Here is a 21,981-nt window from a genome sequence, read left to right as displayed (position 1 = left end):
CCCATGTGTCCTTTGATTAACCCTTGGGGGCGGGGAAGACCGCGCTGACCTTGGCAGTGATGGCGCCTTGTACGCCCTGGCCTTCAGTGGTGGTGCCAGGGCCGCCGCCATTGTTCAGGTGCAATACGCCGCCGGTATTGATCTGCGCGTCGCTGGAGGCGTGGACGCTGATGTTGACCCCGCACAGGTTGATCTGGCCGCTGGCGTTGAGCTCCAGGATGCTGGCGCCGCAGACCAGGCGCAGGCGCTCGCCGACCTCGATCACGTAGCTCTGGCCGATGCTGTCGAGTTTCTTCTCGCCCACCGACAGTTCATCCACGTGCTGGACGATGCGCACCCGCTTGTTGCCGATGGTCACGAACTCGTCGTGGCCGATGCTCTTGTTGCGGTTGTTGCCCACCGAGTGGCTCTCGTTGACCTCGACCACGATGTCCTGGTTGCGCTCGGCATGGATGTACAGCTGCTCGGCGCCCTTCTTGTCCTCCATGCGGATTTCGTTGAAGTTGGCTGGCGAGCCGCCCTTGCTCGAGCGGCTCTTCATGCCGCTCTGGGTCGCATTGGCCGGCAGGTCGTAGGGCACGGTCTGCTCGGCGTTGTACACCCGGCCGGTAATGATCGGGCGGTCGGGATCGCCTTCGAGGAAGCTGACGATGACCTCCTGGCCGATCCGCGGGATCTGCATCGAGCCCCAGTTCTTGCCGGCCCAGGCCTGGGAGACGCGGATCCAGCAGGAGCTGTTCTCGTTGGACTGGTCGTGGCGATCCCAGTGGAAGTGCACCTTGACCCGGCCGTATTGGTCGGTCCAGATCTCTTCGCCGGAAGGCCCCACCACGCGGGCTGTCTGTGGGCCTTGCACCATGGGCTTGTGGGTGCTGGCCAGGGGGCGGAAGCTCTGCTGCGCGTCGATGCAGGTCAGGTGGCTTTCGAACTGCGCACCACCGCCGCCGCCACCGCTCTCCAGGCTTTCCTGGACCACGTAGTAGCGGATGCCGACGATCAGGTACTCGCGGTTCTGGTCCTGGCGGCTGAAGCCGGTGAGGCTGAACAGGTTGCCCACTCCCAGGCCACGGGCGTTGCCGCTGAGTTCGATGCGCTCATGCAGGCTCTGCAGAGCTTCGATGCGGGTCTGCGCATAATGCTCGCCGTCGCTGCTCTGCACATAGGTGCCGGGGTAGTCGTACAGCGGATAGTCGCCCGCGGTGTGCGGGCGCGGCATGGCCGAGCGCACGTCGATCCGCGCGCTGGGGCGCTGGAAGTCGTAGTCGTTGAGCTCCAGGGAGCCAGGCTGGACTTCCTGGGCCAGGTGCCAGTCGAAGATATGGTCGCGCTCGCGCTGCTGTTCATCACGCGGGTAGTAGGGCACCGAGGCGTAGCCGGGCACGCTGCTGTGGGCGCCGTAGGCATCGGCGAGCACCAGCACATGGCGGTCCTTCTCGTGGCGGAAGAAGTAGTAGATGCCTTCCTGCTCCATCAACCGGCTGACGAAGTCGAAGCTGCTCTCGCGGTACTGCACGCAGTATTCCCACTCGCGGTAGGGACGGCTGAGGGTGTCTTCGAAATCCGAGAAACCCAGGTCGCGGAACACCTGCTTGATGATCTGCGGAATGCTCAGGTTCTGGAAAATCCGGCAATCGGAGGTCCGGCTGAGCAACCACAACCAGGGCCGCAGTGTCACCTGGTAGCTGGCGAACTGGCCGGTGTCGACGTTCTGGCTGCAACGCGCCACGATGCCATGGAAATGCCGCTGGCCGCCGCCGTCCAGTTGCACGCTCAAGCCCATGGGCTTGCCCAGCAGTTGGTTGAGGTCAATGGCCGCGTCGCTGGAAGTCAGCTGCAGCTGGTAGTCGAACAGGCGCCCCAGCTCCTCGCCGCCGCCCATGCTCTTGAGCAGCAGGACATCCGGTCCCAGGGGACAGTTGACCTGCGCCAGTCGTGTGGATTGCTGAAATAGCATCGTCAGTCTCGTTGAAGGGGGAAAGCAGCGGCAAGCTGCAAGTTGCTAGCTACAAGCCTGGAGCTTGCCGCTTGCCGCTGACTCTTAGTTTGGCTCGCTGAAGTCGTAGTGCAGTTCGTTGTCCCGCTGGCTGATGCGCACTCCGGCCAGGGCCTTGCCTTCGAGCATGCGCGTGAGGAACTCGCGGCTCATGTCCGGCAGCAGGCTGTTGGTCAGGATGGCGTCGATCATGCGGCCACCGCTTTCGGTCTCGGTGCAACGCGAGACGATCAGGTCGATGACGGCATCGTCGAAATCGAATGGCACCTTGTGGGTGCTTTCCACGCGCTTCTTGATCCGGCCCAGTTGCAAGCGGGTGATGGCCTTGAGCATCTCGTCGCTCAGCGGGTAGTAGGGGATGGTCACCAGGCGGCCCAGCAGCGCCGGCGGGAAGATCTCCAGCAGCGGCTGGCGCAGGGCCTTGGCGATCTCTTCCGGCTCCGGCACGTCCTGCGGGTTCTTGCAGACATCGGCGATCAGCTCGGTACCGGCGTTGGTGGTGAGCAGGATCAGGGTGTTCTTGAAGTCGATCATGCGGCCTTCGCCGTCTTCCATGACGCCCTTGTCGAATACCTGGAAGAACATCTCGTGCACGTCCGAGTGGGCCTTTTCCACTTCATCCAGCAGCACCACGCTGTAGGGCTTGCGCCGCACGGCCTCGGTCAGCACGCCGCCTTCGCCGTAGCCGACGTAGCCGGGCGGGGCGCCCTTGAGGGTGGAGACGGTGTGGGCTTCCTGGAACTCGCTCATGTTGATGGTGATGACGTTCTGCTCACCGCCGTACATGGCCTCGGCCAGGGCCAGGGCAGTCTCGGTCTTGCCCACCCCGGAGGTGCCGGCCAGCATGAACACGCCGATCGGCTTGTTGGGGTTGTCCAGCCCCGCGCGGGAAGTCTGGATGCGCTTGGCGATCATCTGCAGGGCATGGTCCTGGCCGATGATGCGCTTCTTCAGGTGCTGGTCGAGGTTGAGCACGGTCTCCAGTTCGTTGCGAGCCATGCGGCCCACCGGGATCCCGGTCCAGTCGGCCACCACCGAAGCCACGGCCTGGTAGTCCACGGTTGGCAGGATCAGCGGGTTCTCGCCCTGCAGGGCGCTCAGGCGTTGTTGCAGGTCCACCAGCTTCTCGCGCAGGCCGTGACTTTCATCGCCCACGTCGCTGTCCACCAGGCCGACGTTCTCGCGCAGTTGGGCACGGGTGGCCAGCAGCTCGTCCACCAGGGTCTTTTCTTCGTTCCAGCGGCTTTCCAGCTCGGCCAGGCGCTCGCGCTCGGCCGCCAGCAGGTTCTCGCTGTTGACCTGGCGCTGGCCGATGGCGACGCCGATCGCCTGTTCCCGGGCGATGATCTGCAATTCGGTTTCCAGGGCCTCGATACGCCGGCGGCTGTCGTCCACCTCGGCCGGCACGGCATGCAGGCTGATGGCGACCCGGGCGCAGGCGGTGTCCAGCAGGCTCACCGACTTGTCCGGCAGCTGGCGCGCCGGGATGTAGCGATGGGACAGCTTGACCGCCGCCTCCAGGGCTTCGTCGAGGATCTGCACCTGGTGGTGCTGTTCCATGGTCGAGGCCACGCCGCGCATCATCAGCAGCGCCTTGTCTTCCGAGGGCTCGGCCACTTGCACCACCTGGAAGCGCCGGGTCAGGGCCGGGTCCTTCTCGATGTGCTTCTTGTACTCGGCCCAGGTGGTGGCGGCCACGGTGCGCAGGGTGCCGCGGGCCAGGGCCGGCTTGAGCAGGTTGGCCGCGTCGCCGGTGCCGGCGGCGCCACCGGCGCCGACCAGGGTGTGGGCTTCGTCGATGAACAGGATGATCGGCTTGGGCGAGGCCTGGACGTCCTCGATGACCTGGCGCAGGCGCTGTTCGAATTCGCCCTTCATGCTGGCGCCAGCCTGCAGCAGGCCGACGTCGAGGCTACGCAGTTCGACGTCCTTGAGCGCCGGTGGTACGTCGCCGGCGACGATGCGCAGGGCGAAACCTTCGACCACGGCGGTCTTGCCCACCCCGGCCTCGCCGGTGAGGATCGGGTTGTTCTGCCGGCGGCGCATGAGGATGTCCACCAACTGGCGGATCTCTTCGTCACGGCCGACGATGGGGTCGAGCTTGCCGCTGCGGGCCTGTTCGGTCAGGTCCACGGTGAAGCGCTTGAGGGCTTCCTGCTTGCCCAGGGCGCTGGGAGCCATGGCGCCGCTGGCTTCGCCGGGTACCGCGCCGGCATTGAAGCCATCGCTGGCGGCCAGGGCGTTTTCCGGCGAGTCGCCGATGTATTCGTCGAAGCGTTCGGCCAGGGTCTCGACCTTGATCTTGTCGAACTCCTTGGACAGCCCCAGCAACGCATGGCGCAGGCTTGGGGTCTTGAGGATGCCGATCACCAGGTAGCCGGTGCGTACCTGGCTTTCGCCGAACATCAGGCTGCCGTAGACCCAGCCGCGCTCCACCGCTTCCTCGACGTGGGACGACAGGTCGGTGATCGAGGTCGAGCCCCGGGGCAGGCGGTCCAGGGCCTCGGTCAGGTCCTTGGCCAGGCGTGCCGGCTCCAGGTTGAACTGGCGGATGATGCGATGCAGGTCCGAGTCCTGCAGCTGCAGCAACTGGTGGAACCAGTGGGCCAGTTCCACATAGGGGTTGCCCCGCAACTTGCAGAAGACCGTGGCGGCTTCGATGGCTTTGTAGGCAACGCTGTTGAGTTTGCCGAACAGCGCCGCGCGACTGATTTCACCCATGCTCTGTGCTCCTTGGTGTTTGTGAGGTAGTGGCCTGATCGGCGTAGTGCCGGGCCAGAATGAGATCCTTGGCATCGCTGCCGGGACGGCCGAGCCAGGTGTTGAAACCCAGGCGCTGGCGGCCATTGAGTTGCAGTTTGGGTACTTCGTCCTTGCGCAGGACCAGGTTCAGGTCCCAGTCCAGTTCGTGGCCCAGGTATTCGGCGACCCAGGCCACCAGTTCCTTGAACTGCTGGCCGTCGGGGAGCATCCCCAGGTAGTCGTCCAGCTTCAGCGGGCCGAGGCGGATGCGGAATTTGTGCTGGCGATCCCAGACATGGCTGCCCAGGCAGAAGTCCACTCCCAGCTGGTGGGCCTGGACTCCGAGCCGGCTGCGTTCGGGCAGCTCCAGCCACTGGCCGACGTATTCCTCGATGGCCACTGGCAGGCCGAAATACTCGCCGATGATCGCCCGCAGGCCGTCGGGGTAGCGGGTCTGGGCCGAGAGGTGGCCGCTGTAATGCAGTTTGGCGGTGTCGGCGATCAACCCCTGCTTGAGCAGGCTGGGCATGCCCCGGCCGCTCAGGGCGGCCAGGCGCGCCGACCAGTAGTCGTCGTCCGGGCGATCGTGGCTGACCGTTGGCCGGGCTTCGGCCCAGGCGCGATAGAACAGGCTCAGCAGGCGATGGTGGAACACGTCCAGAAAGCGTTTGCTGGTGCTGTCGGCGTTGTTGCGCTGGCGCTCGCGTACATATTCGGTGAGGTGCAGCGGCATCGGCCCGTTGGGGCCGCCCAGGCCGAAGAAAAACTGCTCCAGGCGGGTGCTGGCCCCGTCGTTGCCGGGGGTGACCGAAGCCAGGGTGGCTGGGGCGAAGGTGCAATCGGCCTGTTGGCCCAGGCGCAGCGGATCGTCCGCCAGGCGCAGGGAGTGACCGAAGCGCGGCAGTTGCGGCGACAGGCATTCGATACGCCGCAGGGCCTGGAAGAAGTCGTACTCCCAGGGCTCGGCGTGCATCGCCGCCAGCGTATTCAAAGAGTCGGACGACGTCCGGGCTTGGCTTTCCATCGCATGATCTCGCCGCGTTCGGTGGTACGGATCACCGTCTCGGTAAAACTGTTGATCGACACGTAGCGTGCCAGGAAGCGCTCGAATACGGCCCCGAGCAGGAACACCCCGGTGCCGCGAAACGCGTTTTCATCGAACTCCAGGGTGATCTCCAGGCCCCGTCCGAAGACGATCGGCCCGGGCATCGGCAGGCGCCGGGTCACCGCCTTGCTGCTGACCTCGCGCAAGCCTTCGATCTGCAGCTGCAGGGCCGCATCGTTGGTGTCGCCATACAAGCGCAGCAGTTCGCGCAAGGCCGCCGCGCCCTGGCCCTGTTCGCTCAGCGACAGGTAGTTCAGCGACAGTTGGCTGATCAGGCGCCAGGCCTTGCCGTCATGGGCGTGGCTGGCGCGTGGCCGGCTTGGCCCGGCCAGGCAGCGGATGGCCTGCACCGGGGCGCTGTCGGCCAGGGTGAAGTCGGTCTTGCCGCTGCCCGCGTTCATGAACAGCGGCAGGTCGCGGTTGGTACACAGGGCACTGACCCCGAGCTGGCGCAGGTCATGGCGATAGGGCGCCTGCTGGCTGTCTACCAGGCTGACGAAGGATTCGCTGCCGATGTAGGTCGAGCGCGGGCCATTGCGCCGCTGGTCACTGGACAGTACCCGGGGCTCGCGACGCAGGATGTAGTAGGCCTGGTCGCGGCCATAGCGTGACGGGTCGCGCACGGCATAGAACGGCAGGAATGGCTGCTCCGGCCCGGTGCCGTGGCCGCTGAGGGTGCTCAGCGAGTGCACTTCATAGTCCATTGGCCGGGTGCGGTCGGCGATCACATGGTGCTCGTTGACCCGGTCGGACAGGTGGATGCGGTCCAGGCGCTTGGGGAACAGGTTGATGGCCGGGGTGCAGAAGGGCACGAACTGGCTGCTGCCGACGCTGCCTTCCAGGCTCTGTTCGAAGCGTTCGAACAGCACGATCAGCTCCAGCTCCTGGCCGGCACAGCGCTGGACGGCGCGGCCCAGTTGGGCGAATTCGACGAACAGGAAGCGGTTGGGCAGGGCGAAGTATTCCTGCAGCAGGCGGTAGCCCTGGAACGCCTGGGGCACCACGGGCAGCGCCGCATCGCGATCGTCGAAACCGCGCGAACGCAGGGCGTCCTGGGGCAGGCGCTCGACCCAGTCGCCACCCGGGGCCCGGGCGAAGATCGCGCAAGCGTTGCCCAGCAGTTGTTCGTACAGGCGAAACGGCAGCTCGTCGTTGCCGTTCAGGTACAGCGGCAGTTCGTCCAGGGCCAGGCTGCAAAATGGCAGCTCGGCGCCGGTGCGCAGGGTCAGGCGCAGCCCGGCCTTGGCCTTGGGCTCGCTGGCGGCCAGGCGCCCGAGCACCGCTGTCGGGTTGCCGAAATACTCGGCCTGGGTCACTTGCAGTGGCCACAAGGTCACCGGGTGGGCGGTGCGGTACTCGCAGCAGGTCTGGGTATCGCGACCCAGGGCGGCGCGCAGGCTGGTGCCGCGCTCCAGGGTGAAGCCGCTGCCCAGGCTGCCTTCATCGGGATCGGCCTGCAATTGCACCACGGTCATCGAGGGGGTCGGTGCCAGGTAGTGCGGGTAGGCGATCTCCAACAGGTTATGGGTGAAGGTCGGGTACTCGGCGTCGAGCTTGAGCTGCACCCGGGCCGCCAGGTAGGCGAAGCCTTCCAGCAGGCGCTCGACATAGGGGTCGGCACAGTCCATGCCCGACAGGGTCAGGCGGCTGGCGATCTTCGGGTATTCCTTGGCGAACTCCGCGGCGCTCTCGCGCACGTGGTGCAGCTCCTGGTTGTACAGATCCAGCAGGCGCGGGTTCATGGGCGCCTCCGGGAGTCACCCTGGACCACCCGGACATGCCCGGACTCCAGGTCCATGTCGGTTTGCAGCAGCAGGCGCAGGGGCATCGGCTGGGCCCACAGGTCGCCTTCGATCTCGAAGCTCAGGGCGTTGTGGTTCATTTCGCCGGGCGCGGTACGTGCGCGTACCCGCAGGGTGCTGCGCAGGATTCGTGGTTCGAAAGTAGCGATGGCCTGGTGGATCAGAGCCTCCAGGGCCGGGATGTCGATGTTCGAAGCGCTGTACCCGGCCAGGGCCGGCAGGCCGTAGTTGACCACCGAAGTACCGGCGGGGGTATGCAGGGTGGCATCGGCTTCCAGCAATGAGGTGGTATTGAGCAGCCAGGCGAGGTCGCGCAGGACCGAGGCCTTGAGCTGGCTCAGGGACAGTACGCGCTTGTCCGGGCTTTCTTTCAGGTTGCCGGGTTCGTCGTCGGTCAGACGATCCAGCAGGGAAGGTTGCAAGCGATCGCGGGCGGCGATGTCGGTTACCAAAGGGTTCGCTCCAGGATCGGATTGCGCAGGCAGGACGTCAGGAAAATGGATACAACCTCAAAACGCACAAACCTGTAGCCGCTGCCGCAGGCGACGAGACCCGGGACGTTGCCCGGGCCTTGGATTGCCTGCGGCGCGACCGCAATGGATCAGCGCTTGGTGTTCGAGCGGATGTTCCAGCCGTACTTGATCGGGCCGCCGTCCTTGGTGCCGTCGGCTTTCTGCGGTTGGTACTCGACCGCCACCTGGGCGAAGTTCAGGGTGATGTTCTCGGTCAGGCGATCGTCGCTGCCCGAACCACCGGTGCTCAGGGAAGTGATCAGCACTTCTTCCAGGTCGATGATCATGTACTCGACCTGGCTTTCACCACCGGCCTTGCGCACGGTCAGGCGCACCTTGTCGATGTGCTTGCCGCTGGAGCAGTGCATCATCAGGTTCGGCGAAGCCTTGTCGACGTACTTGGTCAGCGACAGGTCCTGGATGTTGACCTTGCCCGCGCCGCCGCCACCGCCTACGTGCATGTTGCCGGACTGGGACATGCCCCAGCTCCAGTTCAGCACGTCGATCTCGTCCTTGTGGGCTTTGTCCATGGACTCGCCCTTGATGTCACCGATCTTGATGAAAATATCAACAGCCATGTTTTCTCCCTGTGTGGCACTTGCCACGATGTTTGTTCAGCTTTGTGGCCACCGCCGCGGAGCGGGCGGTGGCCACAGGTTGGGTCAGGCGCCTTTTGCCGATGGCAGCTTGGATACCAGGCGCAGCGAAACGGTCAGTCCTTCGAGCTGGTAGTGCGGGCGCAGGAAGAACTTGGAGTTGTAGTAGCCAGGGTTGCCTTCGACTTCCTCGACCACCACTTCCGCCGCGGCCAGAGGATGCTGGGCCTTGGTGGTTTCGGTGGAGTGCGCCGGGTCGCCATCGACGTAGTTGAGGATCCAGTCCTGCAACCAGCGCTGCATCTCGTCCTTCTCTTTGAAGGAGCCGATCTTGTCGCGCACGATGCACTTCAGGTAATGGGCGAAGCGGCAGGTGGCGAACAGGTACGGCAGGCGCGCAGCCAGGTTGGCGTTGGCGGTGGCGTCCGGGTCGTCGTATTCGGCCGGCTTCTGCAGCGACTGGGCGCCGATGAAGGCCGCGAAGTCGGTGTTCTTCTTGTGCAGCAGTGGCATGAAGCCGTTCTTGGCCAGTTCCGCCTCGCGACGGTCGGAGATGGCGATCTCGGTCGGGCACTTCATGTCCACGCCACCGTCGTCGGTGGGGAAGGTGTGCGCCGGCAGGTTCTCCACCTCGCCACCGGACTCCACGCCGCGGATCCGCGAGCACCAGCCGAAGTGCTTGAATGAGCGGTTGATGTTCACCGCCATGGCGTAGGCCGCGTTGGCCCAGGTGTACTTGGAGCTGTCGGCGCCGTCGGTGTTCTCTTCGAAGGCGAAGGCCTCCACCGGATCGGTCTTGGCACCGTAGGGCAGGCGCGCCAGGAAACGCGGCATGGTCAGGCCGATATAGCGCGAGTCTTCCGATTCACGCAGGGAGCGCCAGCCGGCGTATTCCGGGGTGGTGAAGATCTTGGTCAGGTCCCGTGGGTTGGACAGTTCCTGCCACGAGCCCATGCCCATCACCGTCGGCGAAGCAGCGGAGATGAACGGAGAGTGCATGGCCGCGCAGACCTTGGACAGCTCGCCCAGGAGCTCGACATCCGGTGGCGACTGGTCGAAGTAGTAGTCGCCCACCAGGCAGCCATAAGGCTCGCCGCCGAACTGGCCGTATTCCTCTTCGTACATCTTCTTGAACATCGGGCTCTGGTCCCAGGCCGTGCCCTTGAATTTCTTCAGGGTCTTGTGCAGCTCCGGCTTGGAGATGTTGAGCACGCGGATCTTCAGTTGCTCGTCGGTCTCGGTGTTGTTCACCAGGTAGTGCAGGCCGCGCCAGGCGCTTTCCAGCTGCTGGAATTCCGGGTGATGGATCACCTGGTTGACCTGGGCGGTGAGCTTGGCGTCGATGGCGGCGATGATCGATTCGATCGACTTGATCGCGTCGTTGGACACCAGGTCGGTTTGCGCCAGGGCTTGTTCGGCCAGGGTGCGGACCGCGGTTTCCACGGCTTCGCGGGCGCGCTCGGTCTTGGGCTTGAATTCTTGCAGCAGCAGCGAGGCAAATTCGCTGGCCTGTTCGGTGGCGCCGGGTTGGGCCTGATTGTCACGCATCAATTCGGTCATGATCGTTGGTCCTGATTAAGCGTTCGGCTCGGAGTCCACAGGCTTTGGCGCGCTCGCCAGGGCCTGGAGCAACGCCGGATCCTTGATGGCTTTCATGATGATTTCTTCGGCGCCGGTCTTGCCGTCCATGTAGGTCAGCAGGTTGGCCAGCTGGGTACGGGCTTCCAGCAGCTGGTTCAGCGAATCGACCTTGCGCGCCACTGCCGCCGGGCTGAAGTCGTCCATGCTCTCGAAGGTGATGTCCAGGCTCAGGTTGCCTTCACCGGTCAGATCGTTGGGTACGTGGAACGCCACCCGTGGCTGCATGGCCTTGAGGCGCGAGTCGAAGTTGTCGACATCGATTTCCAGGAACTTGCGATCGGCCACCGGAGCCAGGGGCTCGGCAGGCTTGCCGGCCAGGTCGGCCATGACGCCCATGACGAAAGGCAGCTGGACCTTTTTCTCGGCGCCGTAGAGTTCGACGTCGTATTCGATCTGTACCCGGGGCGCGCGGTTGCGCGCGATGAACTTCTGAGAACTTTGCTTCGCCACGTTGTGCTCCTGGTCGCTGCTGCGACGGTATTGGCGTCGGTCGGTGATTGCCGTTGACGTTACTGCTCGGTCCGCCCGGGGTTAGTCGGATTCGGGGCCGCGCAGGTTTTCAAATTGGGACATGCCGTCGGGGATCAGATTGCGCACGATGGCCGCGAAGTCGGCGTTGACCAGGTTCTTGGCTCGGTTGAGCAATACCGGTAGCGGACTCGAAGGCTCGTGGCGGCTGTAGTAGGCCAGCAGGCGGTCGAGGCTGCGCAGCACGTCGTCACGGCTGTTGATCTCCCCGGAAACCCGAGGCTGGGCCACTGCCGCCGGGGCACTGGAGCCCTCCTGGGCCGGAGCCTCGCTCGTTTCTTCGACGGGGTCTTGCGCACCTTGGGGCGCGTGCTGGCCCAGCACCTGAAGGGCCAGGCGCAGTGGCTGCTTGAGAGCGCTGAGGTCCACGCCACTGGCGGAACCGACTTGTTCGCTGACCTGCTTTTCGATGGATTCGGCTGCCGAGCGAGCGTTGCTCAAGGCAGTGCGAATGGCGTCCAGGTGCTCGGGGTCGCTGTCCTGCAGGGCGCCGGCCAAGTGGTCGGAACCCAGGCTTTCGCCAGAGAAGTGCTGCAAGCCGGCGGCATTGAGTGCCGCCCGCACGCTGACCGGGCCGAAGGTCCGGGAGCGCGTGAGGATCGCCTCGCGCAGCAGGCCGACGGTGGTGTCGGATGCCAGGCCGGCCAGGGCGTTGATACGTACGGTGGGGTCGTTGTCGTCGTCGGCATCCAGGCGTGGATGCAGGTCTGCCCAGTAGTCCCGGAGCAGGCCGTTGATCAGCTCGAGGCTGGTGGCCAGGCCCGGAAGGCCTTCGAGGGCCAGGGTGCTCTGCACCAGGAAATGGGTGATGCGCAGGTCTTTGCTGCGTGCCAGCAAGTCCAGGCTCTGCTGCTGGATGCTGCGCCACTCCGGCGGCTCGGCCGGGAGGATCGAGTCGCCCATGCTGCGCTCGGGCTGGCCTTGTGCGGCCCGCTCCAAATGCAAGAAATCCGCGTCATATTCCAGATCTTCGCCGCAGGGCGAAGTTGCTGAAATGGCGGCGAGCAACATCGGTACATCCACCTGGTTTGATCTCCCTATCAGCCTGCAGGACAGTCAGGCAGTTAATGCGCTAGTTAATTGTGAACTCGCGCACATTTCTTGGTTTATATAGACTCGCTGATACTAGTGAGCCATCATCCGTGTTCAAGAAGTTGTGCATTTTTGGTGTAGTAGTTGTGGCTTGTCAAGGTAAGCTATTCGCCCTGCATGACAGTGTTATGTCGCCTTATTAGCTCCTTGACCGGCGAGTCAGATCACGGTGGGGAGAAAGGCTTTTGTCATCTGTGTAGTTTAAGTTGAGCGAACATGCTGTGAACGGCGCTGTTTAAGGGATTTTTTGCGGGCTTTTCATCTTTTCATGGAACTTTTTCCCCGCCGCCGGTTCGCACGCGGAAGTACAGCAAGGAGGCGCGATGTCGCTGTGTTTGACTATCACTAGTTATCACAAGATTACCCCTGGTCAATGCCCTGAGAAACTAATGGATCAGGGAATGATGGCAATTGGCCGTAGTTCCGATAATGACTGGGTACTTCCTGATCCCGAGCGCTTAGTCTCGGCGCGACATTGCGTCATCCAATACAAGGATGGCCGCTATTATTTGACCGATAACAGTACTAATGGTGTGGAGTTAGTCCATGCCGGTATTCGTATGCGTCGGGGTAACAGCGAGCTTCTGGAAGACGGCGAGATTATTCGTATTGGCGATTACGAGATCAGTGCACGGATAGACTTCGGTCTCAATCGCGCTCAAGAGCAAGCCTTCTCCGGGGACAACGCCAACAGTTTCGAAGCGCTGATGGGGCGCCAAGCGGCGGCGCCAACCCCTGTCGAGCCGATCTCCCTGGCGCCGGTGGCGCACTTCCAGGGGGCCTCGGCCCAGGACACCTTTCCCGACCTGTTCGATTTCCTGGCGCCGAGTGCCACGCCTCCGGCTACGCAGCCCGATCATGTTCCTGCCGAACAGCATGACTTTCGCCCGCCGACCCCGACCGCGGTGCCCCAGCCCGTGCCCCAGGCACAGCCGCAGCCAACAGCGCCCCTGGGCGGCTCGATGATCCCGGAAGACTGGGATCTGTTCGCCGACACGCCGGCCCGGCCTGCGCCGCAGCCTGAAACTGTACCAATGGCGCCGCCGGTCGTGGCGCCGTTTGCCGGTATTGGCGACTTCGACGCACAACCCCCGCAACCGCAACCGCAACCGCAACCGCAACCGCAACCGCAACCGCAAGTGGCTGTTGCGCCAGAGCCAGTGCCACCCGTTGCCCCGGTAGCGCCTGTCGCCCCGGTGGCGCCGATGCCGGTTGCAGAGCCCGTGGTAGCGCCGTCCGTCGATTTGTTGCAGGCGTTCCTGCGTGGGGCCGGGCTTGAGCAGTTGCGCATCGATCCGCAGCAGGCCCAGGCCCAGATGGAAAGCCTGGGTCGCAGCTACCGCCTGATGGTCGAAGGGTTGATCGACGTATTGCGCGCGCGCAGCAGCCTCAAGGGCGAGTTCCGCATGCAGCAGACGATGATCCGCCCGGTAGAGAACAACCCGCTGAAGTTCGCTCCCAATGTCGACGAAGCGATGCTCCTGCTGCTGCGCCACAGCAACCAGGCGTTCATGGCCCCGGACCAGGCGGTTCAGGACAGTTTCGACGACTTGCGAGCCCACCAGCTGGCGGTCATGGCAGGGGTGGAGGCGGCCATCAAGCACCTGCTCGGACGTTTCGAACCCAGCGAGCTGGAAGCGCGCATGAGCAAGCCCGGTGGCTTGGGCAACCTGTTCAGTGGCTCGCGCCAGGCCCAGAACTGGCAGCAGTTCACCGCGCTCTACAAGCAGATTTCCAGTGAGGCCCAGGATGATTTCCAGGACCTCTTCGGCCGCGAGTTCAGCCGCGCCTACGAAGAACATACCCATCGGTTGCGCCGCTCCTGAGCGCGGCCTGGAAGCCCTACACACGGATACACGGACAGCTGATACGTCATTGAGGACGCAGGATGATTCAACGATTGCTGACATTGGTCGCCATGCTGGTACTGGCGGCTTGTGCCAAGGACACCCCACCGCCAGCCGCCGAGCCGGCCAAGGAAGGGCCCGGCGCCACTTCGGTGGAGCTGCACTTCCAGGCCAACCCCGGGCTCAATCCCAGCCCTGATGGCAGTAGTACGCCTGTGCGGGTACGGATCTTCGAATTGAAGAATCCGGCCGCCTTCATGCGCGCCGACTACTTCGCCCTGGCCGAGCGGGCCTCGGCCACCCTGGGCCCCGACCTGATCGACCAGGACGAAGTGCTGGTGCAGCCGGGCGACCAGTTCACCCTCAAGCGCACCCTGGACCCGGCCACTCGCCAGGTCGGCCTGCTGGTGGGCTTTCGCGAGATCGACCGGGCCCTGTGGCGGGTCAGCGTCAACACTGCGCCGCGCCTGAACAACGCATATCAGATCAGCCTCGATCTTCGCGCGGTCAGCGCCGAACTCGCGGCGTCCCCATCCAGCCCCGCCCAATAGGCAATCGGAGCAACCATGTCCTGGAACAATCGAGTGGTCTGGTCGGAAGGCATGTTCATTGGAACCCAGCACTTCCAGCAGCACGACCGTTACCTGGAAAACCTAATCGACGCTCGCAGCCGCCCGCTGTCGGCCGGCGCCTGGGGTTTCTCCGAACTGCGCATCGACCAGGGCCTGCTGGCCCAGGGCAAGCTGGCCATCATCAGTGCTCGCGGCCTGTTGCCCGACGGTACGCCGTTCAATATTCCCCATGACGACCTGGCGCCCAGCCCATTGAGCATCGACGACAAACTGCGCGATGGCCTGGTGTACCTGGCCCTGCCGCTCAAGCGCGCCGGGGCCCGGGATACCGTGGACGAGGGCGAGGAGCTGGGGGGTGCGCGTTACCTGAGCCAGGTCCGTGAGGTGCGCGACGATAATGCCCCCTTTGAAAACCGTGCGCCGGTGGCCGTTGGCTCCCGGGCCCTGCGCCTGCTTACGGCCCAGGATGGCCTGAGCGACTACGCCGCCATCGGTGTGGTGCGGGTCAAGGAGAAGCGTGCCGATCGTGCCCTGGTGCTCGATGACAGCTACATCCCGCCGTTGCTGGATGTCGCGGCTTCCAAGCCGTTGAGCGCCTTTCGCAGCGAGCTGCTGGGGCTGTTGCACCAGCGGGGCGAAGCCCTGGCCGGTCGCGTGGTGGCCTCGGGGGCGGGCGGCGCTTCGGAAATCGCCGACTTCATGCTGCTGCAATTGGTCAATCGTGCGCAGCCGCTGATCAGTCACCTGAACCAGATCAGCCCGCTGCACCCGGAGCGCTTGTATAGCGAGCTGGTGAGCCTGGCTGGCGAGTTCTCGACCTTTTCCAACAGCAGCCGACGCCCCTTGGATTTCCCGCAGTACCAGCACGACGAGCTGGCCCTGAGCTACGCCCCGGTCATGCAGGCGCTGCGCGAGGCCCTGTCGATGCTGATCGACAGCAAGGCCACGCCGATCCCGATCGTCGAGAAGGCCTACGGCGTCCATGTGGCGATGCTGGCCGACCGGACCTTGCTGGAAAACGCCAGCTTCATCCTGGTGGTGCGCGCCGACGTGCCCGGCGAGACCCTGCGCGGGCGCTTTGCCCAGCAGAGCAAGGTGGGCTCGGTGGAGCACATCCGCGACCTGGTCAACCTGCAACTGCCGGGCATCGGCCTGTTGCCACTGCCGGTGGCACCGCGCCAACTGCCGTACCACGCGGGCTCCACCTACTACGAACTCGACCGTGGTAGCGAACACTGGAAACAACTGGCTCATTCCGGTGGCTTCGCCTTTCACGTCGCTGGGGAATTCCCGGGGTTGAACCTGGCCTTCTGGGCCATTCGAGGATAAGTCGCGATGCATCCGTTCGACGATTCGGCAGGGCAGCCGTCCCCGGCCAACGACCGTACCCAGTTCATGCCGCGCCCTGGTGGTCGCGCGCCCGAGCCCAATCGCCCGGCGGCGCCACCGCCACCGTCCCTGGCGATGCCGGCGGCACCATTGGCCTCGGGCCAGGCGCAGGGTCTGAACCCCCTGGAAAGCGCTGCCGGTCCGCTGCTGGCGCTGCTCACTCGCCTGCGCAGCACCCTGGCGCATCCGGCTCCGGCCAGCTTGCGAGCGCAGTTGCTGGCCTACCTGCGCCAGTTCGAAGAGCGTGCCGAGGCGGCCGGAGTACCGCGTAACGATGTGCTGTTGGCCCGCTATGCGCTGTGTACCGCCCTGGACGAGGCGGTACTGAGCACGCCCTGGGGTAGCACCAGCGATTGGGGCAAGCAGAGCCTGCTGATTACCGTGCACAACGAGGCCTGGGGTGGCGAGAAGGTCTTCCAGCTGCTGGAGCACTGCCTGCAGAGCCCGCGCGAACGCCTGTACCTGCTGGAGCTTTTGTACCTGTGCATGTGCCTGGGCTTCGAAGGCCGCTACCGGGTGATGATCGACGGTCGCAGCCAGCTGGAGGCCCTGCGCGAGCGTACCGCCGCGACCATTCGCAGCGCCCGTGGCGAACACGAGCGCGAACTGTCGCCTCATTGGCGCGGCGTCACCGTGGCCCGGGATCGCCTGGCCCAGTTCATGCCGCCCTGGGTCGGTATCGCCATCGCCGTGGCGTTGCTGCTGGCCCTGCTGTTCGGCCTGCGCCTGAAGCTGGCGGCGGATGCCGAGCCGGTGTTCAAGAACATCCATGCCCTGGGCGAGATTCCGGTACAGACCCTGGATCGCCCGGTGATCCAGCCCAAGGTGGTGGAGCGTCCACGCCTGGCCGGGTTCCTGGCCGACGATATCCGTGCCGGGAAAGTGGCGGTGGAAGACGCCGTCGACCGCTCGGTGGTGACGATCCGCGGCGATGAACTGTTCGCTTCGGCCAGCGCCAGCATCCGCGACGACTATCAGCCGCTGATGCTGCGCATCGCCGATGCCGTGCGCAAGGTCAAGGGCCAGGTGCGGATCACCGGTCACAGCGACAACCGGCCGATCGCCACTTTGCGCTTCCCGTCCAACTGGAAGCTGTCCCAGGCCCGTGCCGAGTCGGTGCTGGAGATCCTGGCGGCGAAGACCGGGCAGCCGGCGCGGTTCAGCGCCGAAGGCCGCAGCGATACCGAGCCGTTGGCAACCAATGCCACCGCCGAAGGGCGGGCGCGTAATCGTCGGGTAGAAATCAGCGTATTGGCGGAGGGGGTCGAGTGAAGGCGTTTTTCAGTTTTGTGATTCGCTGGGTGATCCCGCTGCTGGGGCTGATCGCCCTGAGCCTGATCATCTGGTTCGTCGGGCCGCTGCTGGAGTTCCTGGTGCCGGAAGGCCGGCGCTGGGCCCTGATCATTTTCATTTTCGCGGTGTGGATCGCCTACCGGGTGTTTCGCATCATCCAGGCCCGCCGGCATGCGGCCAAGGTCTTGCAGAGCCTGGCGGCCGACACCCCGCCGGACCCGGACAGCCTGGCCACCGCCGAGGAGCTGGCGGCCCTGCGCCAGCGCATGGACGAGGCCCTGGTGCTGCTGAAGAAGGCCAAGCTCGGCGGTGACGAGAGGCGCAACCTCTACGAACTGCCGTGGTACGTGATCATCGGTCCGCCCGGCTCGGGCAAGACCACTGCGCTGGTCAACTCCGGCCTGCACTTTCCGCTGGCGGCACAATTGGGTGCAGGCGCCGTGCGTGGTGTCGGCGGTACCCGCAATTGCGACTGGTGGTTCACCGACCAGGCCGTGCTGCTGGACACTGCGGGCCGCTACACCACCCAGGACAGCCATGCGAATGTGGACAAGGCAGCCTGGCTGGGCTTTCTCGACCTGCTCAAGACCCAGCGCTCGCGCCGCCCCATCGATGGTGCCTTCGTGGCCATCAGCCTGTCCGACCTGCTGTTGGGCAGCGAAGCGGAGCGGGCGGCCCACGCCGCGGCGATCCGCCTGCGCATCCAGGAGCTGTATACCCAGCTGGGCGTGCGTTTCCCGATCTACCTGATGCTGACCAAGTTGGACCTGGTGCCAGGCTTCATGGAGTTCTTCGACTCCCTGAGCAAGGAAGAGCGAGCCCAGGTCTGGGGCATGACCTTTGCCCTGGACGATGGCAAGGGCAGCGACAGCCCCCTGGCGCACCTGCCGGCAGAGCTGGCGGCCCTGGAGCAGCGCCTCAACGAACGCCTGGTGGAGCGCTTGCAACAGGAGCGCGACCCGGCGCGGCGTGACCTGATCTACGGGTTCGCGCAGCAGTTCGCGGCGCTCAAGGAGTCCTTGCAGGGCTTCCTCGAAGGTGTGTTCAAGCCCAATGCCTTCGAGGAGCGGGTGCTGCTGCGCGGGGTGTACTTCACCAGCGGTACCCAGGAAGGCAGCCCCATCGACCGCCTGATCGGCGCCATGGCCCAGAGCATGAACCTGGACCGCCAGCACCTGGCGCGCCAGACCGGCACTGGCCGCAGCTACTTCATCGAGAAGTTGTTCAGCGCCGTGGCTTTCGCCGAGCGCGGGCTGGTGGGGGTCAATCCCAAGGTCGAGCGTCGGCGCAAGTGGATCGCCCGTGGCGCCCTGGCGGCCAGCGTGGCCCTGGTGCTGGTGGTCGGTACCCTGTGGATCGTCAGCTATCGGGCCAACCAGGCCTATATCGCCCAGGTCGACCAGCGCGTGGCGCCGGTGCGCCAGAACGTGCAGAACCTCAGCCCGGCCCAGCGTGATGTGCTGGCGGTGCTGCCGCTGCTCAACGCGACCCGCAACCTGGCCGGCGATGCCCCGGGTTGGGCCGAAGGCCTTGGCCTGTACCAGGGCGACATGCTCGAGGCCGAGTCCGCCAGTGTCTATCGCAAGTTGCTGGTAGCGGTATTCGCCCCACGGCTGATGACCCGCATCGAAGAGCAACTGCACAGCGGTGGCAATTCGGACTTTCTCTACGAGGGCCTCAAGGCCTACCTGATGCTGGCGGACAGCGAGCATTACGACGCGGACTTCATCAAGGCCTGGATCACCCTGGACTGGGACCAGACCCTGTCCCGGGAGCTGCCGCCCGACCAGCGCCTGGCCCTGACCGGCCACTTGCAGGCGCTGTTCGAGAAGCATCCGCCCAATGCGCGACTGGATCAGCGCCTGATCGAGGACCTGCGCCGCCAGTTGCAACAGCTGCCAGTGGCCCAGCGGGTCTACGATCGGGTCAAGCGCGCCAAGCTGCCGGCCGGCGTGCCGGACTTTCGCCTGAGCGAAGCCGGTGGCCGTGATGCGGCGCTGGTGTTCACCCGCAAGAGCGGCAAGCCATTGAGCGAGCCGCTGAGCGGGCTGTTCACCGCCAAGGGCTACCGCGAGGGCTTCCTGCTGGCTAGCGTCAACCAGGCCGGAACCCTGGCCGAGGAGCAGTGGGTGCTGGGTCGCGACCAGGCCGAGCAACAGAACGTCGCCAGCCTGGCCGCCGATGTGCGCCGCCTGTACTTCCAGGATTACCTGCGCCAGTGGGACGCGCTGCTGGCGGACATCGACTTCGTGCCGATCACCAGCGTGGCCCAGGCCGCCGATGTACTGCGGATCATCTCCGGCCCCACTTCGCCGTTGAAGAAACTGTTGGTGGCGGTGTCCAAGGAAACCGACCTGCAACAGGAAGAACGCCTGCTGGCAGCCCAGGGCCAGAAGGTCGAGGGCGGGGTCGACCAGCTCAAGCAGCGCCTGGGTTCGCTCTTGGGCCAGGAGCAGGCAGCGGGTCCGGCGGCTGTGGCCAGCGAAGATCCGGTGAGCCTGCACTTCGCCGACCTGATCAGCCTGGTGAGCAAAGGCGAGGGTGAGCCGGCGGCCATCGATGGTCTGCTGGCGGACATGAACGCCCTGTACGTGCAGGTCAGCGCCATGGTCGGCGCCAGCGGCGATGCGCTGCTGGGCGAAGCCAAGAACCAGGCCAGCGCCGCCGCGGCCCGGGTCAGCCTGACCGCTGCGCGCCAGCCGCCGATGGTCCAGGGGTTGGTCAAGTCGGTGGTCGGTTCTACCACCAACACCATGATGGGCGGGGTGCGCAACCAACTGAACGCGGCCTGGGTCAGCGAGGTGGTGAACGTCTATCGCCAGTCCCTGAGTGGGCGCTACCCGATGTCGCCGGGCAGCTCCCGGGATGCGACCCTGGAAGACTTCGGCCAGTTCTTCGGCACCGGCGGAGTGATGGACAGCTACTTTCGCAAGTACCTGCAGCCCTACGTCAACACCTCCACGACGACCTGGAGCTGGCAGCCGGGCGCAGCGCAGAAACTGGGAATCTCCCCCGGCGTGTTGCAGACCTTCCAACGGGCTTCGAACATCCGCGATGCGTTCTTCCGCTCCAGCGGCGGCACCCAGCCGGCTGTGCGCTTCGAACTCAAGCCAGTGGAGATGGACGCCAATATCAGCCAGTTCCTGCTTGACCTGGATGGCCAGCAACTGAGCTACGACCATGGCCCCAGCCGTCCGGTAGCGATGCAGTGGCCCAACCCGGGAAGCATTGGTGTGGTGCGCCTGTCGATCATGCCGCCGTCGGCCAGCGGGCGTTCGGGCATCACCCTGGACGGTCCCTGGGCCTGGTTCCGCCTGCTGGAGCAATCGGACCTGACTGCCACCAATTCACCGGACCGTTTCAACCTGCGGCTGCGGGTGGATGGCGCGAGCATCTCCTACGAGTTGCGCGCCAGCAGCGCCTTCAACCCGTTCAAGAGCCGAGTGCTCAGCGGCTTCAGCCTGCCGGAGCGGCTATGACGACGATGCCTGGCCTGTACGGCAAGCTGGCCAGCCGTGGCGACTTTGTCAGCCGTGGCTTGCCACAGAGTTTCATCGCGCCCTGGGACAGCTGGCTGGCGGCGGGGCTGCTGGCCAGCCAGAACGCCATGGGCGAGCACTGGTTGAATGCCTATCTGGTCAGCCCCCTGTGGCGTTTCGCCCTGGCTCCAGGCCTGTGCGGACCCCAGGCGGCGGTCGGGGTGGTAATGCCGAGCATCGATCGGGTCGGGCGGTATTTCCCCCTGACGGTCGTCGCGCTGCTGGAGCCCGGCGAAGACCTGGCCTCGCTGGTGAGCGGCCCGGACCAGTGGTTCGAACAGGTGGAGGAGCTGTTGCTGGCAACCCTCGACGAGGGCGCCAGCTTCGAGGCCCTGGAAGAAGGCTTGCAGGGCCTGGGGGCGCCGCTGGCGACAGCGCGTGCCGAGGGCAGTCATTTCGCCGGCCTGCAACGGTTCTATGTCAATGATCCGCAGGCCCGGGGGACGGTACTGGCCGCCCAGGCCCTGGATGGATCGAGTGTCTGGTGGGGGCGCGGCTCGCAGTACATCAGCCCGATGCTGCTGCGTTGCCAGGGCCTGCCACCGGCCAATGATTTTGCGCAATTTCTGCTCGGGCAAGAGGGTGCCGTCTAAATGCGTTCAGCGCCACAACTGTCCTACCAATCCGCCAGCTACAGCCATGTCGGCATGGTGCGGAAAATCAATGAAGACGCCTGGCTGGAAGCTCCGGAGACCGGCCTCTGGCTGGTGGCGGACGGCATGGGCGGGCACGCCGCCGGGGATTACGTCAGCAGCCTGATCGTCGATAGCCTGCGGGCGGTGCCGGCCGGCGACAACCTGGAGCAATACGCTGCCGCGCTGCGCAACGGCCTGGCGGCGGTCAACGCCGCCGTGCGCGAGGAAACGGCCAACCGTGGCGTGACCATGATGGGCAGTACCGTGGTCCTGCTGGCGGTACGCGGCGACCAGGCGGTGTGCCTGTGGGCTGGCGACAGCCGCTTGTACCGGTTGCGCGATGAACAGCTGGAGAGCATTTCCCGGGACCACAGCTACGTCCAGGACCTGCAGGACAGCGGCTTGCTCAGCGAGGCCGAGGCTCGGGTCCACCCGCGTGCCAACATCGTCACCCGGGCCATTGGCGTCGAGGCCCAGCTGGAGCTGTCCCAGGTCGACCTGCAGGTACAGGCCGGCGATACCTTCCTGTTGTGCAGCGACGGCCTGAACAAGACCGCCGAGGACTTCGAACTGCGCGACGTGCTCAGTCACAACGAGCCCAACGATGTGGTGCGCAGCCTGATCCACCTGGGCCTGACCCGGGGCGCGCCGGACAACATCACCGCCATTGTGATCAAGGCCGCAGGACACTGACC

Annotated in this window: 16 protein-coding genes; 7 read left to right on the top strand and 9 right to left on the bottom strand. The window is 65.1% G+C overall.

The features are described from left to right. Positions 1-16 precede the first annotated feature (16 nt). The 9 genes from ATY02_RS00320 to tssA all read right to left on the bottom strand — a co-directional run bounded on the left by ATY02_RS00320 (position 17) and on the right by tssA (position 11,942). Complete coding sequence (locus tag ATY02_RS00320) at positions 17-1,954, bottom strand: type VI secretion system Vgr family protein (protein WP_068577612.1); 1,938 nt, start codon at positions 1,952-1,954, stop codon at positions 17-19. Positions 1,955-2,038: 84 nt separating this feature from the next. Beyond that, positions 2,039-4,714 (bottom strand): type VI secretion system ATPase TssH, encoded by a 2,676-nt coding sequence (gene tssH / locus ATY02_RS00315; RefSeq protein ID WP_068577613.1) that lies wholly within the window; start codon positions 4,712-4,714, stop codon positions 2,039-2,041. Beyond that, the gene (gene tssG, locus ATY02_RS00310) at positions 4,707-5,759 is read right to left on the bottom strand and encodes a type VI secretion system baseplate subunit TssG (RefSeq protein ID WP_068577614.1); all 1,053 of its coding nucleotides are present in this window, start codon (positions 5,757-5,759) and stop codon (positions 4,707-4,709) included. Before tssG ends, tssH begins: the two co-directional genes overlap by 8 nt. Further along, the gene (gene tssF, locus ATY02_RS00305; RefSeq protein WP_068577617.1) at positions 5,723-7,582 is read right to left on the bottom strand and encodes a type VI secretion system baseplate subunit TssF; all 1,860 of its coding nucleotides are present in this window, start codon (positions 7,580-7,582) and stop codon (positions 5,723-5,725) included. The genes tssG and tssF overlap by 37 nt, the downstream gene beginning before the upstream one ends. Beyond that, positions 7,579-8,094: a type VI secretion system baseplate subunit TssE gene (gene tssE, locus ATY02_RS00300; protein ID WP_068577622.1), complete on the bottom strand. Its 516-nt coding sequence runs from the start codon at positions 8,092-8,094 to the stop codon at positions 7,579-7,581. Before tssE ends, tssF begins: the two co-directional genes overlap by 4 nt. 149 nt (positions 8,095-8,243) lie before the next feature. Further along, entirely contained in the window at positions 8,244-8,732 is a 489-nt protein-coding gene (locus ATY02_RS00295) for an Hcp family type VI secretion system effector (protein ID WP_022641870.1), read from the bottom strand. Positions 8,733-8,816: 84 nt separating this feature from the next. Next, positions 8,817-10,310 (bottom strand): type VI secretion system contractile sheath large subunit, encoded by a 1,494-nt coding sequence (tssC, locus tag ATY02_RS00290; RefSeq protein WP_068577625.1) that lies wholly within the window; start codon positions 10,308-10,310, stop codon positions 8,817-8,819. A 15-nt stretch (positions 10,311-10,325) separates the two neighbouring features. Beyond that, positions 10,326-10,841: a type VI secretion system contractile sheath small subunit gene (tssB, locus tag ATY02_RS00285; RefSeq protein WP_068577626.1), complete on the bottom strand. Its 516-nt coding sequence runs from the start codon at positions 10,839-10,841 to the stop codon at positions 10,326-10,328. An 81-nt stretch (positions 10,842-10,922) separates the two neighbouring features. Continuing rightward, entirely contained in the window at positions 10,923-11,942 is a 1,020-nt protein-coding gene (gene tssA / locus ATY02_RS00280) for a type VI secretion system protein TssA (protein WP_068577628.1), read from the bottom strand. A gap of 392 nt (positions 11,943-12,334) precedes the next feature. On the opposite strand from tssA, the gene tagH reads away from it, so the two are divergent. The 7 genes from tagH (at position 12,335) to ATY02_RS00245 (ending at position 21,979) form a co-directional block, all read left to right on the top strand. After that, on the top strand, positions 12,335-13,837 hold the full coding sequence (gene tagH, locus ATY02_RS00275; RefSeq protein WP_068577630.1) for a type VI secretion system-associated FHA domain protein TagH: 1,503 nt from the start codon (positions 12,335-12,337) through the stop codon (positions 13,835-13,837). Between the two features lie 62 nt (positions 13,838-13,899). After that, on the top strand, positions 13,900-14,409 hold the full coding sequence (gene tssJ, locus ATY02_RS00270) for a type VI secretion system lipoprotein TssJ (protein WP_068577631.1): 510 nt from the start codon (positions 13,900-13,902) through the stop codon (positions 14,407-14,409). Between the two features lie 15 nt (positions 14,410-14,424). After that, entirely contained in the window at positions 14,425-15,759 is a 1,335-nt protein-coding gene (gene tssK, locus ATY02_RS00265) for a type VI secretion system baseplate subunit TssK (protein ID WP_068577633.1), read from the top strand. Between the two features lie 6 nt (positions 15,760-15,765). Then, positions 15,766-17,091: a DotU family type VI secretion system protein gene (locus tag ATY02_RS00260; protein ID WP_068577635.1), complete on the top strand. Its 1,326-nt coding sequence runs from the start codon at positions 15,766-15,768 to the stop codon at positions 17,089-17,091. After that, positions 17,088-20,591 carry a type VI secretion system membrane subunit TssM gene (gene tssM / locus ATY02_RS00255; RefSeq protein ID WP_068577636.1) on the top strand — a complete coding sequence of 1,168 codons (3,504 nt, stop codon included), beginning with the start codon at positions 17,088-17,090 and terminating at the stop codon, positions 20,589-20,591. Before ATY02_RS00260 ends, tssM begins: the two co-directional genes overlap by 4 nt. Continuing rightward, positions 20,588-21,244 (top strand): type VI secretion system-associated protein TagF, encoded by a 657-nt coding sequence (gene tagF / locus ATY02_RS00250; protein ID WP_068577637.1) that lies wholly within the window; start codon positions 20,588-20,590, stop codon positions 21,242-21,244. The genes tssM and tagF overlap by 4 nt, the downstream gene beginning before the upstream one ends. After that, the gene (locus ATY02_RS00245; protein ID WP_068577639.1) at positions 21,245-21,979 is read left to right on the top strand and encodes a PP2C family protein-serine/threonine phosphatase; all 735 of its coding nucleotides are present in this window, start codon (positions 21,245-21,247) and stop codon (positions 21,977-21,979) included. The last annotated feature ends 2 nt before the right edge of the window (positions 21,980-21,981 follow it).

This window comes from Pseudomonas sp. BIOMIG1BAC (genome assembly GCF_001705995.2).
GTDB lineage: Bacteria > Pseudomonadota > Gammaproteobacteria > Pseudomonadales > Pseudomonadaceae > Aquipseudomonas > Aquipseudomonas sessilinigenes.
The sequence above is the reverse complement of the archived record's forward strand: the minus strand, read 5'-3'. Positions and strand labels throughout refer to the sequence as shown.

Coding starts and splice junctions, on each gene's coding strand:
- tssF (WP_068577617.1), bottom strand. CDS start 7,582: ATGAACCCGCGCCTGCTGGATCTGTACAACCAGGAGCTGCACCACGTG.
- ATY02_RS00320 (WP_068577612.1), bottom strand. CDS start 1,954: ATGCTATTTCAGCAATCCACACGACTGGCGCAGGTCAACTGTCCCCTG.
- tssJ (WP_068577631.1), top strand. CDS start 13,900: ATGATTCAACGATTGCTGACATTGGTCGCCATGCTGGTACTGGCGGCT.
- tssK (WP_068577633.1), top strand. CDS start 14,425: ATGTCCTGGAACAATCGAGTGGTCTGGTCGGAAGGCATGTTCATTGGA.
- ATY02_RS00260 (WP_068577635.1), top strand. CDS start 15,766: ATGCATCCGTTCGACGATTCGGCAGGGCAGCCGTCCCCGGCCAACGAC.
- tssH (WP_068577613.1), bottom strand. CDS start 4,714: ATGGGTGAAATCAGTCGCGCGGCGCTGTTCGGCAAACTCAACAGCGTT.
- tagF (WP_068577637.1), top strand. CDS start 20,588: ATGACGACGATGCCTGGCCTGTACGGCAAGCTGGCCAGCCGTGGCGAC.
- tssC (WP_068577625.1), bottom strand. CDS start 10,310: ATGACCGAATTGATGCGTGACAATCAGGCCCAACCCGGCGCCACCGAA.
- ATY02_RS00245 (WP_068577639.1), top strand. CDS start 21,245: ATGCGTTCAGCGCCACAACTGTCCTACCAATCCGCCAGCTACAGCCAT.
- tagH (WP_068577630.1), top strand. CDS start 12,335: ATGTCGCTGTGTTTGACTATCACTAGTTATCACAAGATTACCCCTGGT.
- tssG (WP_068577614.1), bottom strand. CDS start 5,759: ATGGAAAGCCAAGCCCGGACGTCGTCCGACTCTTTGAATACGCTGGCG.
- ATY02_RS00295 (WP_022641870.1), bottom strand. CDS start 8,732: ATGGCTGTTGATATTTTCATCAAGATCGGTGACATCAAGGGCGAGTCC.